This window comes from Vibrio splendidus (assembly GCF_001557875.1).
Lineage (GTDB): Bacteria > Pseudomonadota > Gammaproteobacteria > Enterobacterales > Vibrionaceae > Vibrio > Vibrio splendidus_F.
In genome coordinates this window covers 71,078-88,490 of sequence record NZ_LNRF01000001.1, presented here as the reverse complement: position 1 = coordinate 88,490, position 17,413 = coordinate 71,078, and the positions used below count along the sequence as shown (strand labels likewise).

General features: G+C 46.1%; 13 protein-coding genes. 10 read left to right on the top strand and 3 right to left on the bottom strand.

Annotated features, from left to right (window positions below):
- Positions 1-133: 133 nt before the first annotated feature.
- The 5 genes from gcl to ATB74_RS00355 all read left to right on the top strand — a co-directional run bounded on the left by gcl (position 134) and on the right by ATB74_RS00355 (position 6,177).
- On the top strand, positions 134-1,906 hold the full coding sequence (gene gcl, locus ATB74_RS00375; protein ID WP_061015712.1) for a glyoxylate carboligase: 1,773 nt from the start codon (positions 134-136) through the stop codon (positions 1,904-1,906).
- A 115-nt stretch (positions 1,907-2,021) separates the two neighbouring features.
- Positions 2,022-2,798, top strand: coding sequence for a hydroxypyruvate isomerase (gene hyi, locus ATB74_RS00370; protein ID WP_061015709.1), 777 nt, complete (start codon positions 2,022-2,024; stop codon positions 2,796-2,798).
- A 37-nt stretch (positions 2,799-2,835) separates the two neighbouring features.
- Positions 2,836-3,732: a 2-hydroxy-3-oxopropionate reductase gene (locus ATB74_RS00365; RefSeq protein ID WP_061015707.1), complete on the top strand. Its 897-nt coding sequence runs from the start codon at positions 2,836-2,838 to the stop codon at positions 3,730-3,732.
- Positions 3,733-4,043: 311 nt separating this feature from the next.
- Positions 4,044-5,354: a glycerate kinase type-2 family protein gene (locus tag ATB74_RS00360; RefSeq protein ID WP_061015705.1), complete on the top strand. Its 1,311-nt coding sequence runs from the start codon at positions 4,044-4,046 to the stop codon at positions 5,352-5,354.
- 208 nt (positions 5,355-5,562) lie between these two features.
- Positions 5,563-6,177, top strand: coding sequence for a TetR/AcrR family transcriptional regulator (locus ATB74_RS00355; protein ID WP_061015703.1), 615 nt, complete (start codon positions 5,563-5,565; stop codon positions 6,175-6,177).
- Between the two features lie 96 nt (positions 6,178-6,273).
- On the opposite strand, the gene ATB74_RS00350 is transcribed toward ATB74_RS00355, so the two are convergent.
- Both ATB74_RS00350 and ATB74_RS00345 read right to left on the bottom strand, forming a co-directional pair.
- Positions 6,274-7,524, bottom strand: coding sequence for a sensor histidine kinase (locus tag ATB74_RS00350; protein WP_081090081.1), 1,251 nt, complete (start codon positions 7,522-7,524; stop codon positions 6,274-6,276).
- Positions 7,525-7,574: 50 nt separating this feature from the next.
- On the bottom strand, positions 7,575-8,279 hold the full coding sequence (locus tag ATB74_RS00345) for a response regulator transcription factor (protein ID WP_061015699.1): 705 nt from the start codon (positions 8,277-8,279) through the stop codon (positions 7,575-7,577).
- 197 nt (positions 8,280-8,476) lie between these two features.
- Here ATB74_RS00345 and ATB74_RS00340 point away from each other — a divergent pair, with 197 nt between their 5' ends.
- The 4 genes from ATB74_RS00340 to ATB74_RS00325 all read left to right on the top strand — a co-directional run bounded on the left by ATB74_RS00340 (position 8,477) and on the right by ATB74_RS00325 (position 15,028).
- On the top strand, positions 8,477-9,310 hold the full coding sequence (locus ATB74_RS00340) for an efflux RND transporter periplasmic adaptor subunit (RefSeq protein WP_061015697.1): 834 nt from the start codon (positions 8,477-8,479) through the stop codon (positions 9,308-9,310).
- 2 nt (positions 9,311-9,312) lie between these two features.
- On the top strand, positions 9,313-12,357 hold the full coding sequence (locus tag ATB74_RS00335; protein ID WP_061015695.1) for an efflux RND transporter permease subunit: 3,045 nt from the start codon (positions 9,313-9,315) through the stop codon (positions 12,355-12,357).
- 217 nt (positions 12,358-12,574) lie between these two features.
- A complete protein-coding gene (locus ATB74_RS00330) occupies positions 12,575-14,011 on the top strand; it encodes an amidohydrolase (RefSeq protein WP_061015693.1) in 1,437 nt (478 codons plus the stop codon).
- A gap of 273 nt (positions 14,012-14,284) precedes the next feature.
- Positions 14,285-15,028, top strand: a complete 744-nt coding sequence (locus ATB74_RS00325) for an oligogalacturonate-specific porin KdgM family protein (RefSeq protein WP_061015691.1) — start codon at positions 14,285-14,287, stop codon at positions 15,026-15,028.
- A gap of 108 nt (positions 15,029-15,136) precedes the next feature.
- On the opposite strand, the gene ATB74_RS00320 is transcribed toward ATB74_RS00325, so the two are convergent.
- Positions 15,137-15,781 carry a MurR/RpiR family transcriptional regulator gene (locus ATB74_RS00320; protein ID WP_061015689.1) on the bottom strand — a complete coding sequence of 215 codons (645 nt, stop codon included), beginning with the start codon at positions 15,779-15,781 and terminating at the stop codon, positions 15,137-15,139.
- Between the two features lie 172 nt (positions 15,782-15,953).
- Between ATB74_RS00320 and ATB74_RS00315 the strand changes: the two genes are divergently transcribed.
- Positions 15,954-17,357, top strand: coding sequence for a PTS fructose transporter subunit IIC (locus tag ATB74_RS00315; protein WP_061015687.1), 1,404 nt, complete (start codon positions 15,954-15,956; stop codon positions 17,355-17,357).
- Positions 17,358-17,413: the final 56 nt, after the last annotated feature.

Sequence of the window (17,413 nt, the reverse complement as noted above, 5' to 3'; positions counted from 1 at the left end):
CAGGGTGGGTGCTTACTCAAAGTGGCAGTGGAGTGTAACAAAATTGTTTCATTTGGGGGTTGATAAATAGCGAGGATGGTTCATAGTACACAAAAGTTAGTTTAATTGTATACAATCTGAACTGGAGGTTCGAATGGCAATTATGAAAGCGATTGAAGCAGCGGTAGAAGTGCTTAAACGTGAAGGTGTAGACATCGCATTTGGTGTTCCCGGCGCAGCAATAAACCCTATGTATGCGGCTATGAAAAAGCTCGGAGGAATCGACCACGTCTTAGCTCGCCACGTAGAGGGTGCATCCCATATGGCAGAAGGCTACACACGTACCAATCAAGGTAATATAGGTGTGTGTATTGGTACTTCTGGCCCTGCGGGAACGGACATGATCACGGGTCTTTATTCTGCGTCTGCAGATTCGATTCCAATTCTATGCATCACAGGCCAAGCGCCACGTGCTCGTCTTCATAAAGAAGATTTCCAAGCGGTCGACATTGAATCTATCGCTAAACCTGTGACTAAGTGGGCAACCACGGTACTGGAACCTGCACAAGTGCCACGCGCATTTCAAAAAGCCTTTCATTTAATGCGCTCGGGTCGCCCTGGTCCAATCCTGATTGATCTACCGGTTGATGTTCAACTGGCTGAGATTGAGTTTGATATCGATACCTATGAACCGCTAGAACCTTATAAGCCACAAGCAACACGTGCGCAGGTTGAGAAAGCATTAACCATGATGTCTCAATCGGAAAAGCCGCTGATTGTGTCCGGTGGTGGTGTGATTAACGCTGGCGCATCTGAATTGCTCCAACAGTTTGCTGAGATTACGGGTGTACCAGTGATCCCAACCTTGATGGGTTGGGGCTCTATCCCAGATGATCATGACTTAATGGCAGGCATGGTAGGGCTACAAACGTCCCACCGTTACGGTAACGAAACCATGCTCAACTCCGACTTTGTGTTTGGGGTAGGTAACCGCTGGGCAAACCGTCATACCGGCTCTGTGGATGTTTACACCGAAGGCCGAAAGTTCGTACACGTCGACATTGAACCGACCCAAATCGGCCGCGTGTTCTGTCCTGATTTAGGTATTGTCTCTGATGCGAAAGCAGCACTTGAGCTAATGGTTGAAGTGGCGCAAGAGTGGCGTGACGCTGGCAAGCTGCCAAACCGAAATGCTTGGGCAAGCGAGTGTCAGGAACGCAAATCGACTATGCTGCGTAAAACCAATTTCGATGAAGCGCCAATGAAGCCGATGCGTGTTTATGAAGAGATGAACAAGGCATTTGGTCGTGATACTTGCTATGTGAGCACCATTGGTTTGTCGCAAATCGCCGCCGCTCAGTTCCTGCATGTTTATAAGCCGCGTAACTGGATCAACTGTGGTCAGGCTGGTCCGCTAGGTTGGACAACACCAGCCGCATTAGGCGTGCGAGCGGCCGATCCAAATCGGGATATTGTCGCTATCTCTGGAGATTACGATTTCCAATTCATGATCGAAGAACTGGCGGTAGGTGCACAATTCAACCTGCCATACATTCATGTGTTGGTAAACAACTCGTATCTAGGTTTGATTCGCCAAGCACAGCGCCAATTTGATATCGATTACTGTGTACAACTGGCGTTTGATAATCAGAACGCGCCAGAGCTTGAAGGCTACGGGGTTGACCATGTTGCGGTTGTTGAAGGTTTAGGCTGTAAAGCGATTCGAGTTCGTGAACCAGAGCAAATTGCTGCTGCGTTTGAGCAAGCAAAAGAGCTGATGAACAAGCATAAAGTACCGGTTGTTGTTGAGTTGATTCTTGAGCGAGTAACCAACATTGCGATGGGCGTTGAGATTAATGCCATCAACGAATTTGAGCCACTTGCTGAAAGCCGCGGCGATGCCCCAACGGCGCTAGCGTACAAGTAATCATTAAGTCATGTGTATCCGTAGAGCAGAGGCTTAGCTCTACGGAAAGTCTCCAATTGAGCGAGGCTTCACTAAACAGTCATAGTTTCACCAAATAAAGAATAAGGACAGAGTCATGGCAAAATTTGCAGCAAACTTGTCAATGTTATTCACGGAAGTTGATTTTATGGATCGCTTTGAAGCCGCCGCAGAAGCGGGCTTTCAAGGCGTGGAATACCTTTTCCCTTACGCCTTTGATGCTCAGGTAATCAAAGCAAAGCTCGACGCTAATGACCTAGAGCAAGTGCTATTTAACCTGCCCGCGGGTGATTGGGACGCTGGCGACCGTGGTATCGCGGTCGACCCAGCACGAGTTGAAGAGTTTCAAGCGGGTGTACCTAAAGCCATCGCTTACGCAAAAACACTGGGTTGTACTCAAGTGAATTGCTTGGCAGGGATTGTTCCACAAGGTGTGACCCAACAAGATGCGCAATCGGCATTTGTGATTAACCTGCATTACGCGGCGAACGCGCTAGCAGCAGAAGGTATCCGCTTAGTGATCGAAGCGATCAATACCCGCGATATTCCGGGCTTCTTCTTGAACACCACCGAGCAAGCCAAAGCGATCATCAAAGAGGTAGGGAGCGATAACCTTTCTATCCAATACGATATTTATCACATGCAAATTATGGAAGGCGATTTAACGCCGACCATGCAGCAGAACATTGGCCAAATCGCACACGTGCAACTGGCTGATAACCCAGGCCGACACGAACCGGGTACTGGCGAAATCAACTACCCATTCGTGCTCAACTATCTTGATGAGCTTGGCTATCAAGGTTGGGTTGGCTGCGAATATAAGCCGAAAACAACAACGACAGAAGGCCTCGGTTGGCTACACCAGTACCGTTAATTGCGTCTGGTAACCCTCAAACGTTAAGGAGAACAACATGTCTAAAATTGCATTTATCGGAACTGGCATCATGGGTAAACCTATGGCGAGTAACCTTCAAAAAGCAGGTCACGATTTGATTCTTTCGGATCATTTTAATGCAGCACCAGCTGATCTCGTTGCCGCTGGCGCAACAGTTTGTCATTCACCCGCGGAAGCGGCAGAGGTGGCGGATGTCATTATCCTAATGGTGCCGAATACGCCTCAAGTGGAAGATGTCCTGTTTGGTGATAACGGTGTCGAGCAAGGTCTCGCCGCAGGTGGCGCAACTGGAAAACTGGTTATCGATATGAGTTCAATCTCGCCAATCGCGACCAAAGCAATTGCAGCGCGAATTAACGAAGGCGGCGCTTCATACCTAGATGCACCGGTATCAGGCGGCGAAGTAGGCGCTATCAATGCGGCGCTGACTATCATGGTTGGCGGTGAGCAAGACGCCTTTGATAAAGCCCGTCCGTTATTTGAAATCATGGGTAAGAACATCACGCTGGTGGGTGATAACGGTGCAGGCCAAACGTGTAAGGTGGCTAACCAGATCATCGTTGCTCTGAATATCGAAGCGGTGTCTGAAGCGTTAGTTTTTGCTTCAAAAGCCGGTGCCGATCCAGCACGCGTACGTCAGGCTCTATTGGGCGGCTTTGCTAACTCTAAGATCTTGGAAGTGCACGGTGAGCGCATGGTTGAAGGCACCTTTGACCCGGGCTTTAGGATCTCGCTTCACCAGAAAGACCTGAATCTGGCGCTAACGGGCGCACAAGAATTAGGTGTTGCACTACCGAATACGGCGAACGCTCAGAAGTTGTTTGGCGAGTGTGCCGAAATGGGCGGTGAAGGTTGGGACCACTCTGCGCTTATTCAAGCGATTGAGAAACGTTCTGATCACTCGATTCGTTAATCTAGTTAACGGTTTATCCGTCAACAATTCATTGGTCTTTTTACTTAAATAGGGTCTAGGGCCAATGAATCTGGGCTCCCATTACATGTAATGTCGAATCGTGAATCTACTTTGCGCCTCGATAGAGCTGCGATGTGCGAGCCCACCAGTTTCAAACAGTTTGTTTATAAATCGCGTAGTTTCGTCTCCTTTTATACGCGTTCCTGATACGAGGCAGAGGTTGAAGTTGTTCCTTTCCAACTTAATCTTAGCAGGCACCCTTTCGCCTTGTATCGGGGTTCTTTTTTTCTCCGTCAACTAAGGAGTGGCTGATGGACATTGATGCTAAGCAGTTTCTGCAAACCCTTTTCTCAAGTGCTGTAAATGAGGCACTACCAAAAAATCACATCGAACCTTTTCTACCTCAAGACATTTTTTATCGCTCTGCTAATCAAGCTGGGCGCACTGTCGTGATCGGAGCGGGAAAAGCTGCAGCGTCAATGGCGGCGGAGCTTGAAGCCGTATGGCAAACAAAGAAGCAACAAGATCTTGCACTGCGTGACCTTGAAGGTTTGGTCGTGACTCGCTATGAGCACACGGCTCCTTGCGAACACATTGAGGTGATCGAAGCGGCGCACCCAGTTCCAGACGCGATGGGTTTAGAAGTGAGTCAACGTATGTTGCAACTCGTCAATGATCTTAGCGCCGATGACACGGTGATCTGCTTGTTGTCGGGTGGAGGCTCCGCTCTATTGAGTCTACCGGGTGGCGATATCAGTTTGGCAGAGAAGCAACAAATCAATAAAGCGCTGCTTAAGTCGGGTGCAGCCATTGATGAGATGAATTGCGTTCGTAAGCATTTATCTTCAATCAAAGGTGGTCGACTTGCCAAAGCCGCCTACCCAGCAAGAGTTGTGTCTTTGGCAATATCAGATGTGCCGGGAGACGATATTAGTGTGATTGCCTCTGGCCCAACCGTACCTGACACCACCACTCGTTTTGATGCAATGGCAATCTTAGAACGCTACCAAATTGAAACACCACGCTCGGCATTTGAATGGCTCAATAACCCTGAGTCAGAGACCGTTAAGCCGGATGATGTGTGTTGGAAGAATGCAGAGCATCATATTATCGCTACTCCAATGTCAGCATTAGAATCTGCCGCTGCAGAAGCTGAAGGTTTGGGGATTCCCGCTTACGTATTGAGTGACTGTATTGAAGGAGAAGCGCGAGAAGTGGCGAAGGTTCATGCTGCTTTGGCCAAACAAGTTGCTAATAATAAACATCCATTCGAGACGCCTTGCGTGCTGCTTTCAGGTGGTGAGACCACGGTGACGGTTAAAGGAAATGGTCGTGGCGGGCGAAATTGTGAATTCCTTTTAAGCTTGTATAACGAACTTAAAGGTCAAGACAATATATTTGCTCTGGCTGCCGATACTGATGGTATAGATGGTGTAGAAGATAACGCCGGTGCATGGATCACTCCTCAAACATGGCAGCAAGGTTCGAACCTGTCGCTTAAAGCGCAAGACTACCTTGACGCGAACAACAGCTACGACTTCTTCAAGCAAGTTGATGTGCTTCTTACGACAGGCCCAACGCTAACTAATGTCAATGATTTCAGGGCTATATTGATCTTGTAGTCTGCAAACTCGTCTGTTGTGAGTTGGTCTCAGAGTGTTCAAATGGTCGCCGGTGTACTGACATCAAGGCGGCCATTTTGATTTTATCGATGCTGGCAGTGTTTCGTCAGATGAGATAAGCGCTGGGGTTGAGTTATGGCATTATCTTCTGGACTAATGAAGCACGTTGATTACTATGGCTTAAGTAATGAGTTGTAAAGGATGCAATATGTCTAGGATCAGACAAAAGAATCAAGATTTAATCATCGAAGTCGCGTGCGAACAATTTGCGACTCATGGTTATGCTGCGACAAAAATGGCAGATATCGCTAAAGCTGCTGACATTCCCAAGCCCAATGTATTCTATTACTTCAGCTCCAAAGATAAGCTCTACAATGCCGTGCTTGAAACTGTCACTCAACCATTATTGGAAGCGTCTCGCCCAATTGAAGATCTCTGCGATCCTGTTGAAGCTTTATCTCAGTATATTCAGACTAAGCTCATCATTTCTCGCGACCATCCATACGCCTCTAAAGTGTTTGCCAATGAAGTGATGTCGGGCGCTAAGGTGTTGCCAAAAGAGATTGGCGATGAGCTGTATAAGCAATCGCAGATGATCCTTGATAAATTCTCGACCTGGTCTGCACAAGGCTTGATGGATGAAGTTCCCGCACACCACCTGATGTTTACCATCTGGGCTGCAACCCAAACCTACGCTGACTTTGGCTGGCAGATTTGCAGCGTGATGCAGAAAGAGCAGCTTGATGACAAAGACTACGAAGAAGCCGCTGAGTTCATCACCCAATTAGTGATAAAAGGGTGCGGTGTGAAAGGAAAGTCTTAGTGTTTTACTTTCGGTTTATTGGGAAAGGACATCATTTGATGTCCTTTTTTGTATACGCAGGTTCTTGTAAGAATCGCTTTTGAATAGATGCAGCTTTTATACATCGTTTCGAGCAAAAGTTGCAGTGCAGCCCGCGGGATGTAGGCTCGTATCCGACTGGGCGTTATCGATCAGTGTGGATGTCCAGCCGTAACTGTCTCCGATGCGTTTTACAATGATTAGGCCAAGGCCGTGTTCCGTTTTTGTATCATCATTCAGCCCTGAGCCAGTATCTGAAACCGAAATCGTGTTGGAGTTGATGGTCACTACAATCTTACCTTGTGTGGTAAATCGAATCGCATTTTCAATGTAGTTCTTTAATACCATATTCACCAACGGTAGCGGCATGTTGAGCGTGGTGTTTGGCTCAACATTCAGAACTAACTCCACGCCTGCAGCTAGCATCCCGTAGTACTTCGATACATCGATGGATTCTTGGCTAATCGCTGTAAGTGTTTTGTCCGTTGAAGAGTTCTCTTGCTTAACGATGTTCAGTAGTACTTCAACAGTAGAACTCATGCCGTTTGCGGCTCCAAGAATACGTTCTCGTTGCTTAGCTTGAAATACAGGATCATCGGGCTTCATAGCTTGTAATTCTGCTGCGCCAATAACAATTGAGATCGGTGTTTTCAATTCGTGGCTAGCGTATTTCGCAAACATCATCTCTTGTTTGGCAAGCCTGTCTTTCATTGTCGAGTAACTGTTGAGGTGCGAGGTGAGCATCTGCAACTCATCAACCGTGTGGTCGGGTACTTTGAAGTTGTCAGATTCAAGTTTAGTGAGTTGAGTACTGAGCTCTGAAATGGGCGCCATTAGTTGGTCGAACACTCGCTTGAGTGTAATCCGCAATACTATGATCAGGCCGATCATCAACAGCGTAGAGATTGCCATCAATACGCCCCAACTGTCGTCCCACAGGTCCATGTCAAATGAGCTGATGGTGATGTAAGTAGGAATGGTTTTCCCCAGGTCTTCAAAGGCAAAGTGGTAGACGAGCACACCGGGAATAAGAATATCCTCTTCAGATAGTCTAATCTCAAACCGTTGACGATCGACCGTTTCCAACGCCATTGGCGGTAGCTTTTTCAATTGGTCGGTAAAGTCTGCCTCACCATAGTAGGCCGTTACGTTTTCTGACAGCTTGAGGCTGCCTTCTGGAGAAAGAAGGCGGTAAAACTGCTGTGCCACCCCTTTATATGATTTTAGGTGATTCTCGATTTGAGCCTCTTCTTGCCACACTAAACGTAGCGAGAAAACGAAAAAGACAATGCATGAAGAGACTAGCGCGATCACCGAAAACGTTCGCATGGTGCGAATTCTGACATCCTCAATTGAGTTGCCTAGCTTTGTGCGAATTTTCATTCGGATTGAGACTCATTGTTAGACGCGAGCAATTGAAAACCGTGTTTAGGAATGGTCTTGAGCATCGGAAAATCGAAGGGTTTATCAAGCGCGTTTCGTAATAGGTAGATATGGCTGCGGAGCACATCTTTGTCTGGAATGTCATCCCCCCACAGCATATAGATCAAACTATCGCGAGTGACGACCCCGCCTTGAGCTTTGACTAACTCTCTCAAAATCTGAAACATGATAGGAGTTAGGTTGAGTGATTGACCACTTCTTGATGCGGTATGTGTTTTTTCATCGATGATCACTTCACCAAAGCTCAACGACTTTTTGGCGACTAAGCCTTTATTGCGTTTTATCAGTGCTGACAGGCGAGCTTCTAATTCAGGAAACTTGAACGGTTTGGTTACGAAGTCGTCGGCACCTGAATCAAAGCTATTTAATAGATCTTCTTGGCCATTCAATGCTGTTAGCATCAATATTGGAGTGGTTACACCATTTTGACGTAACTTAGACGCCACCTCCATCCCGTCAAGCTTGGGTAGCATTACATCGAGAACGATAGCGTCGAAGTCGTTGTCCATTGCAAGCTTAAAGCCTTGTTCACCATCAGAAGCGAAGTCTGCAATGGCCTCTTTCACTTCTAAGAAGTCGGCAATAATGCCTTGTAGTTCGATATTGTCTTCAACAACCAAAATACGACTGCGTTCAAGCATCGCTCTGCTCCCACCCAAAATATACGGTCAGTAAAAATGTAGCCTATCTAAAATTATGTCGAATTTATGTCTAATTGATAGTGTTGCGCACAAAAATACAACGCCATCAGATTATTTTTCATTGTCGAACCGACTTCGACTTTAATTCGACAAAGCGAATTCAACAATAGTTCACATCAATAGGTGAGGGTTGAATTATGAACACTAAAATTATCGCGCTTGCAGTTCTTCTGGGAGTCTCCACAACTCAAATATCAATAACTCAAGCAACGGAGTTAATCGGACATGTTCAAGGTTTAAATAAACACAGTGTCGTGGCAGAGGTGCCCGGTGTGGTTGAGATGAATAACCTTGAAGTGGGTGATGCGGTAAACCAACAACAGATACTGGCTCAGATAAAAGCCGATGATTTTAAGTTTAGCGTGAACAAAGCCAAAGCAAACCTAGCTCTGGCAGAGGCGGATCTCGCATTGCGCAAAGCGACCTACAACCGCTATCAAGCACTTATTAAAAAGAACAGCCTCTCACTAGGAGAGTTAGACTCCGCGCGCGCAGAGTTTCTTAGCGCCAAAGCCGCCGTTTCCGTCGCGAAAATTGAATACCAACAATCGCAAGTGGATCTTGAAAACACTCAGATTGAATCCTTAATTTCGGGTTACATCTCCAATAAACCCGCGCAATCAGGCGCTTGGGTAAGCGAAGGGGATTTACTTTATGAAGTGGTCAATATCGATAAGGTGACTCTGTCATTCATGGCGAGTGAGTATGACTTAAAGCATTTTACCGTTGGTCAGGAAGTGGTGGTGTGGTCTGAAACTAACCCTGAAATCAAGATGGAAGCGAACGTGCAGCGCATTGGCGTCGAGATGCAAAACTCAACCTATCCGGTACTCGTAGAAATCACCAACCAAGGTCATCAGTTCAAACCGGGCATGTCGGTTTATGCCTCGACCGACCTTTCTATGCAAAGCATGACAACCGCTCAAACAAAATCGAATCAAACTGCATCAAATGAAGGAAAAGGGCTGTAACAATGAACTTTCTAGCATACTTCGCCAAACGTCAGTTCTTGGCTCGTATTATCACGGTTATGGTGCTGTTAACCGGTGCTATGTCGTTAATGCAGCTCAATTTACAAGAGTACCCAGATGTTGCGATGGACACCGCGGAAATTGAAACCATCTACCCCGGTGCAACGGCTCAAGACATCGAATTGAACATTACCAATCCAATCGAGAAAGAGCTTCGCTCAGTGGATGGTATTGCGTATTTTTCGTCTGAATCTTCAGAGGGGCGTTCTTTCATTGAGGTTGAATATCTGCCCGGTGAAGATGCCGCAGTGATCTTACGAGACATTCAACAAGCGGTCGATCGAGTCGGTAACCTGCCGAAAGATATTGACTCGCCACCGGTAGTGACTCAGCAAAAAACGTCTTCTTTGGATGTGTACCATTTTGGCGTCAGCCTAGCGGGTAACAATACAGATTCGGCGTCTTTGCAGCACTACACCTATCAGTTAGAAAAGAAAATCAACAACCTTGGCGGTGTTGGTTCTATCACTATGTCTGGCTTTAATGAGCGAGAGTTTTGGGTTGAGGTCGATCCTGAAAAAGCGCGTCGTTATCAAGTTGCTTTCGACGATATCAGCACCGCGATAGAGCAGCACAACCTGTCGCAATCGGGAGGCTTTGTTGAGTCGTGGAGTCAAGAACAGAAGATCGTCACCATGACCAAAGTGGAGTCGACGGATGATGTGTCTAACATCGTGATTAAGGCGTTGGATTCTGGTCAAGTTGTGCGAGTTTCTGATGTCGCGACAGTCATCGATACCTTTGCTCGAGCAACGCAAGCTCCAGTCATGAGCGGCAAGCCTGCAGTTATCTTCTCAATCACCAATAGCGGCAGTGCCGATGTGATCGCCACCATCGATAGCATCAAGGCATTGTTGGACAAAGAGAGCGAACGCATTGGTGATCAATTCATTTTCCAGACAAGCCTGGATCTTGGCAAAGACATGGGCGAGAAGTTCTCTATCGTGGCAACCAACGGTGCAATAGGGTTAGTGTTAGTTCTGCTGATTTTGAGCATGATCTTGCAGCGTCGCGTGGCTTTCTGGGTATCGGTCTCTATTCCATTTTGTGTGTTTGGCGTGATGATGGTTCTACCAATCTTGGGGCTGAATTTAGACAGCATCACACTGGCTGCATTGTTGTTGGTGATCGGTATTATTGTTGACGATTCAGTGATCATTGCTGAGAGTATTTTCCAAGAGAAAGAAGCGGGTAAAACAGGCGTCGATGCAGCGGTGTCGGGTACTTTAAAAGTGATTAAGCCATTGATGGCAAGCTTAGTGACAACCGCCTTGGTGTTTATTCCAATGATGTTCATTCCGGGCACCATGGGTAAAGCCGTCGCAGTGATCCCAATTACGGTTATTGCAGCATTAGTGTTTTCCTTTATCGAGTGTACGTTAACGCTACCTGCTCACTTATCTTCTGCAAAAGAGAACACCAAAAAAGTCGAAGAAAAAGACCGTTTTGAATGGGTTTCTAACCAATATCGTTCATTGCTGAATGTGGCACTCAACTACAAAAAATCGGTTATCGCATTGGCCATCGTTGGTTTCGTCGCTTCAGGTTATTTAGTCTCTTCGTTGAAAGTGGATATCTTCCCGACAGAAGCGGGCAAATACATTGATGTGTATACCGAAGTAAAGGCCGGCACTCCGTTATCTCAAGTGCGAGAGGCTCATCAAGTTATTGAACAAGCGATTGAATCTCTGCCTGAAACCGAGCTAGTCAGCTATGAACTGATTTACTCGTCACCAGTCTCACAAGGCATCATTAACCTAACGAACTTTGATCAGCGTAGCCGTTCCGCTGAGCAGATCATTACTACACTGAATAAAGAGTTGGCGTCGTTGTCTGATGAGATGTTTATTAAGTTCTCAATTGATGCTGGTGGTCCGCCTCCGGGTGACCCGGTTGAAGTCCGCGTGCTTGGCGGAACGGAGAGCGAGCGTAACCAAACGGTTGATTTGGTGATGGCTTGGTTAGAAGACTACCAAGGGGTAACCAGCATTAACCACAGTGAAGCGCTGAAAGATCTCCAGCTTAATATTGTTCCTCAGTATCACTGGTTGGCGAAATACAACCTAACGGTGAGTGACTTATCGAATGCGCTGCGTGTCGGGTTTGATGGTAATAGCGTGACATCCACTTGGCTCGGGGATCAAGAAGTCGATATTCGAGTGGTATTGGACGAGCAGTTCCGCGATATAGAGAAACTGAAAACCACCAAAATTTACACGGCAGACGGACAACAAGTGCCACTGAGCCGCTTAGCTACGGTTGAGCAGATAGAAATCCCACGTCTTATCAAACACTACAATGGTGAGCGCGAGGTGACAGTTTCTGCGGGGTTGTCTGACGAGAGTATTAGCTCTGTCGCGTTAGCTGATGAGTTAGTGGCTGAGTTGGCAGGTCAATACCCGACAAGCGTGACCATTGACGTCGGCGGCGAAGCGGAAAGCACTAATGAAACCATGAGCGGTTTTATGGTGGTGTTCCCTGCAGCGATGGTGGCGATCTACTTCGTATTAGCGGTGATGTTCAACTCATTACTGCAACCACTGCTTATTATGGCGGTTATCCCGTTTGCGATCATGGCTTCACTGATGGCGTTAGTCGTACACATGCAGCCGATGTCTCTGTTTGGACTGATTGGCGTACTTGGAATGACTGGAGTTGTGGTCAATAACTCTTTGGTTCTGATTAACAGGATCAACGAGTTAAGAATCGAAGGGGTGAACGCGATAGACGCCGTGACGCAAGCTGCAATCAGCCGTTTACGTCCGATTGTTATGACCTCTCTGACCACAGTTGCTGGTTTGCTACCGCTCGCCTATGGGCTAGGCGGAACGGATGTGTTTATGGGGCCAATGTCGCTCACATTAGGCTATGGCCTGTTGTTCTCATTACCAGTTGTACTTTTGGTGATTCCGGCCATGTATGCGTTGTTCTTTGCAAAAGGAATGCCTTCGCCAGTTAAGGAGAATGTGCACGCAGAGAGCTCGTAGTACGCCAACATCAACGAGGCGTGAAGCTCGGTTTTGTGACCTGTTGTGCAATTACATATTTATCTTGAATCTGGCTCGATTAGGTATGCCATTTCATTTAAATAACAGGTTATAGTGTCGCGAAAATTAGCGGCACTGTCGTTCTCAAGCGCGAATAGCGCAGAACACTAAAGTGAAGCTTCTAACAATATTACACGCACAACATATAGGTTTAGCAATGACGCTTAAAAGCTTGGCATGCACCATTAGCGCAGTTTTACTGGCTGGCTGTGGTTCGACAGTGGCAACTCAAACATACAACGCCGATCTGATTATCACTAATGGACAAGTCCTGACTATCAACTCTGAAATGGATGTGATTGAAGATGGTGTTGTCGTCGTTAAAAACGACCAGATCATCGCAGTAGGTAATGAGGATTTGATTACTCAATATCGCGCTGAAAAGGTGATTGATGCTCAAGACGGTATTGTTATGCCTGGTATGGTCAATGCTCATAACCACCTTCCTATGATTGCGTTTCGCGGTTTAGGCGAAGAGGGTATTTCCAATCGATTATTCGCTTATTTCTTCCCGCTTGAAGCCGAAAAGCTAAGCCGTGAACTGATTTATAACGCGACCAAGCTAGGCAGTATCGAGCTGGCACAAAGTGGTGTCACGACTTATGCCGATATGTATTACCACATGGATGAAATGGCCAAGGCGACCAAAGAAGTTGGCCTGCGCGCTGTGCTCGGCGAAACCGTGATTAAGTTTCCTGTTGTAGACGCTAAAGAACCTTATGGCGGCATCGAGTATGCCAAAGGCTTCATTGAACAGTACAAAAACGACGAGCTGATTACCCCTGCTTATGCACCACATGCGGTGTACACAGTGAGCAAAGACAAGCTTCAAGAAATCAACAAACTGTCTGCTCAATACGATGTGCCGGTATTAATTCACGTTGCTGAATTCCCGAATGAAGAGAAGCGTATCAAAGATGAAACTAAGGCAACATCGCCAGTCGAATACATGGATGAAATTGGTGTGCTAGACGAGCGTGTCGTCATTGCTCACGGTATCCATCTTTCAGAGAACGATCAAAAGCTTCTAAAGCAAGCTGACGCAGGGATCTCATACAACCCAATGGCGAACGCTAAAGGCGCAACAGGCATTGCGCCAGCATGGGATATGTACCGTGCTGACATGCGAGTAGGTTTGGGAACAGATGGCCCAATGAGCTCAAACCAAGTCGATATCATGCGCACATTAAGCTACGCAGCCAACATGCAACGTTTGAAGCACTCTGATCGCACCATCATGATCCCTGAACAGGTTATTGAGATGGCAACCTTAGGTGGCGCTAAAGCTCTACATATGGAAGACCAGATTGGCTCTCTGGAAGTGGGTAAAAAAGCAGACATCGTGATTGTCGAAACACACTCAGCGAACATGATGCCTAGCTACGACCCGTACGCAACCTTGGTTTATCAAGCGAATCCGAGCAACATCGACACGACGATTGTCAACGGCCAAATTGTAATGGAAAACCGCGTTATGCAGACGGTTCAACTGGATGACATCCGTCAAAGTGTCGATGAGTTTGAAGCCGACATTACCGAGTTTGCGAAAGAGCTTTCTAAGAAGGCAATTAAGTCTAAAAGTTTGATGGATTAGGTTAATTTAGGGGTAATGGTACCTGTCAGCTTTGTATGCACCGATCTGACCGGTAGTTAAGTTATGGTTTGTTCTTATCATTTCTGTTTTGGAACAATTACTCATTGGCTACTGTAAAAATTAGTTTTGATACCGTTTTTGAATGTGACCAACCTTCAAGTTGAACCGTGATACATCGAATGTATCACAATACTTTTTACTCATTGAATCCTTGAGTTTTATAGTAGCGACGACGTAAAAACTCGTCCCTCTAATAAAATATAAAGGTTGAAAATGAAAACCCAAGTCCTACTTTGTTCTACTCTTATTGCCCTTTCTTCAATGCCCACTTTTGCTGGAGAAACCAAGTTAGATGTGCGTTTTGGTCACAACACTGCATCTGATATCCGTGATAGCCGTGTCAAATTTATGCACACTTTTGATACTGGTTTCTACTTTAGCGCTGAGGCAGCCCAGATACATAATGATGGTTACTTTGCAGGTAATGATTCAAATGATGAAGACAAAAATGGTCTAAAAGCAGCGGCTCAAGAATTTGAGGCTACTTACAAATTCCAAATAAATGATCAGTGGTATTGGGCTCCAGGTCTGGTGACGGTCACAGCTCCAAACTGGACCGAATATCGCCCTTATTTAAAACTAGGGACAAGTTTCGAAAACGGAGTGTCTTTAACCGGCCGCTACCGTTACAACTGGTCGAACGATGCAAATGGCAAAGACTACCTAGATGGTAGCGGTACGACTCGTGGTGCTTCTAATCAGTTTGATATTTGGCTATCGAAAAGTTTTGGTGATATAGGCTTAATGTATAACCCTCGTTACCGCTATCAAGACGGTGTCGATCAAGGTACAGGTCGTGACGATTACTGGGAACACACAGTTATGGTTAACTACAAGGTTAACGAAACTTGGACGCCTTACATGGAGCTCGTGTCTGTCGATGAAACTTACGTGGATTCTAATGGTAATAGAGAAAATGACTATGCGGTACGTTTAGGGTTTGTTATGAACTTATAAGCTACTGAGCTTGATGTATATTTATTGTCCGTAATATCGAGTCAAAATAAAAGAGCAGCCGGAATCGCTGCTCTTTTTGCATCTGGAGAACTGTACAAGAGGGAGGAGTTAAAAAGTGAGCAGTTCTTTACCAATTTGGTCAACGATTTGCAGTGAGTGAATTTGAGACTCCCTTCCATACAAAGAAATCCCGTCCACTTGCTCTTCTAGCGCTACGTTTAGGTGACAAATCTGGTCAAGTGTTGAGCCTTGGTGGCTTATTCCTACTACTTTGAGCCCTTTACGCTTCGCATTTTGTGCCATTTCAATTACAGCGTTGGTTTCACCAGATTTACTGATCAGTAGCAGAGTACCTAGTTCGGCACGAGTGAGCTGATGAATGTCTGTTATTACCAAATGGGGTACGTTGGCTAGTGACAAAAAGCGAGATAGGTAATTTACGCTAACAATGGATGCACCGCGAGAATACATATACACCACAGGGGACAACTTTAACGTATTGGCAACAATGGCAATTTGTTGTTGGCTCATGTCATTTTCAGGGATTGGCTCAGTTTTTTTGAGCTCATTCGCGAGTTTGTATCGCAATTCAGTATAACTTGCGTAGCCCATTTTTTTACAGACTCGGTTTACCGATGTCGTTGTTGTTAAAGCCTTATTTGCAATGGTTTTAGCGGAAATATCATGTAGTTCACTGGCATGGCCTATCAAATATTCGTAAATCGCGCGTTCTATGCCTTGAAATGTGTTCATTGCTCTCAGCTATTATTGAAGAAACTATCAATATTACGCGCGAAAATGAGGCGAATTACCATGACCTCAGTCACAGATGTATCGTGATACTACGGTTGTACGATGAAACAGTGTCGGCATACATTCACGCTTCATATACTGGCTGCAGTTGATAAGAACAAGGTATTAAACCATGGCTAAGAAAAAACTGGTTGCAGTGACTGCCTGCCCTACAGGGATTGCGCACACCTTCATGGCAGCTAAAAAAATTCAGAGCTGGGCTGAAAAGCAAGGCTATGAAGTTAAAGTTGAAACACAAGGTAGTGATGGTGTCAAAAATAAACTAACGGCGCACGATATCGCAACAGCAGACGGTGTCGTATTAGCCGTAGATGTGCCAATTATGGATATGGAACGTTTTGATAACGCGAATCCGCTACAAGTTCGTACCCAAGAATTGATTAAACGAGTCGACGATTTGCTTCCGACGGTTTTTCTGCGCGGTAAAGAAAAGTCTGACTCTGATGTTGAAGTTCAGGACGAAAAGCGCTCCGCCTACCAAGTCGCGATAGGCCACATCATGACAGGTATCAGCTATATGCTGCCTGTGGTTGTTCTTGGTGGCTTGCTGATGGCGGTCGCTAAAATTACTGGCGAGTTTGTTGATATCTCGGGTACGCCAATTGAGACGCTGGATAAGCTTGGTTTTATGACTATCAAGTTTATGTACCCAATCTTTGCTGGTTACTTAGCCTATTCGATTGCGGGTAAACCAGCCTTGATTCCTGCTTTCATTGGCGGTTTGATGACAGACGAACCGTACAAACGATTTTTCGACTTGGAAGGTTGGGCTCCCTCGGGCTTCTTTGGCGCGATAGCGATTGGCTTCATCGTCGGCTACTTGGTTCGCTATCTTAACGATGTGATTCGTGTAAGAACCGATCTTACGACTCTAAAAACCATGTTGCTAGTACCAGCCGTAACCGGTGTGGTGATGGTACTGACCATGGAGTATGTGATTAACCCGTTTTTTGGCGCTCTGAACCTTGCGATGATTAACTTGTTCACTGAAGCAGGCGACGCAGGCCGAGGCATTTATTCTATGGTGATTGCTGCGGGTACCGCTTTTGACTTGGGTGGTCCAATTAACAAAGCCGCTGGCTCCGTAGCTCTGGGTCTTAACGGCATGAGCGAAGGCTTCGATCTTATTGCACGTGAATTGGGTATTGTTATCCCACCAATTGGTGTCGGTTTGGCTGCGATGTTAGATGGCAAATTCCGCAAGCGCGTATTTACACCAGAAGAGCAAACCGTCGGTAAAACCTCTTTAATGCTTGGCATGATTGGTATTTCAGAAGGTGCAATCCCGTTCATTCTAAAGAACCCTAAGATGATCCCAATTATGATCCTTGGTTCAATCATTGGTACTCAACTTGCGGTTGTCCTGAACGTTTTCCAAAGTCTACCGCTCCCAGCCGTTTGGGGCTGGTTCCTATCATCAGACCCAATTAGCTACACCTTATCAGTGTTCGTTGGTTCAGGGTTTATCGCAGTCGCACTACTGCTATGCACTAAACCTCAACCGAGCAATGCCTAATTAGGTTACCGCTTTATTCGAAAATTATAGGGGGAAGTGGTTACTTCCTCTTGATC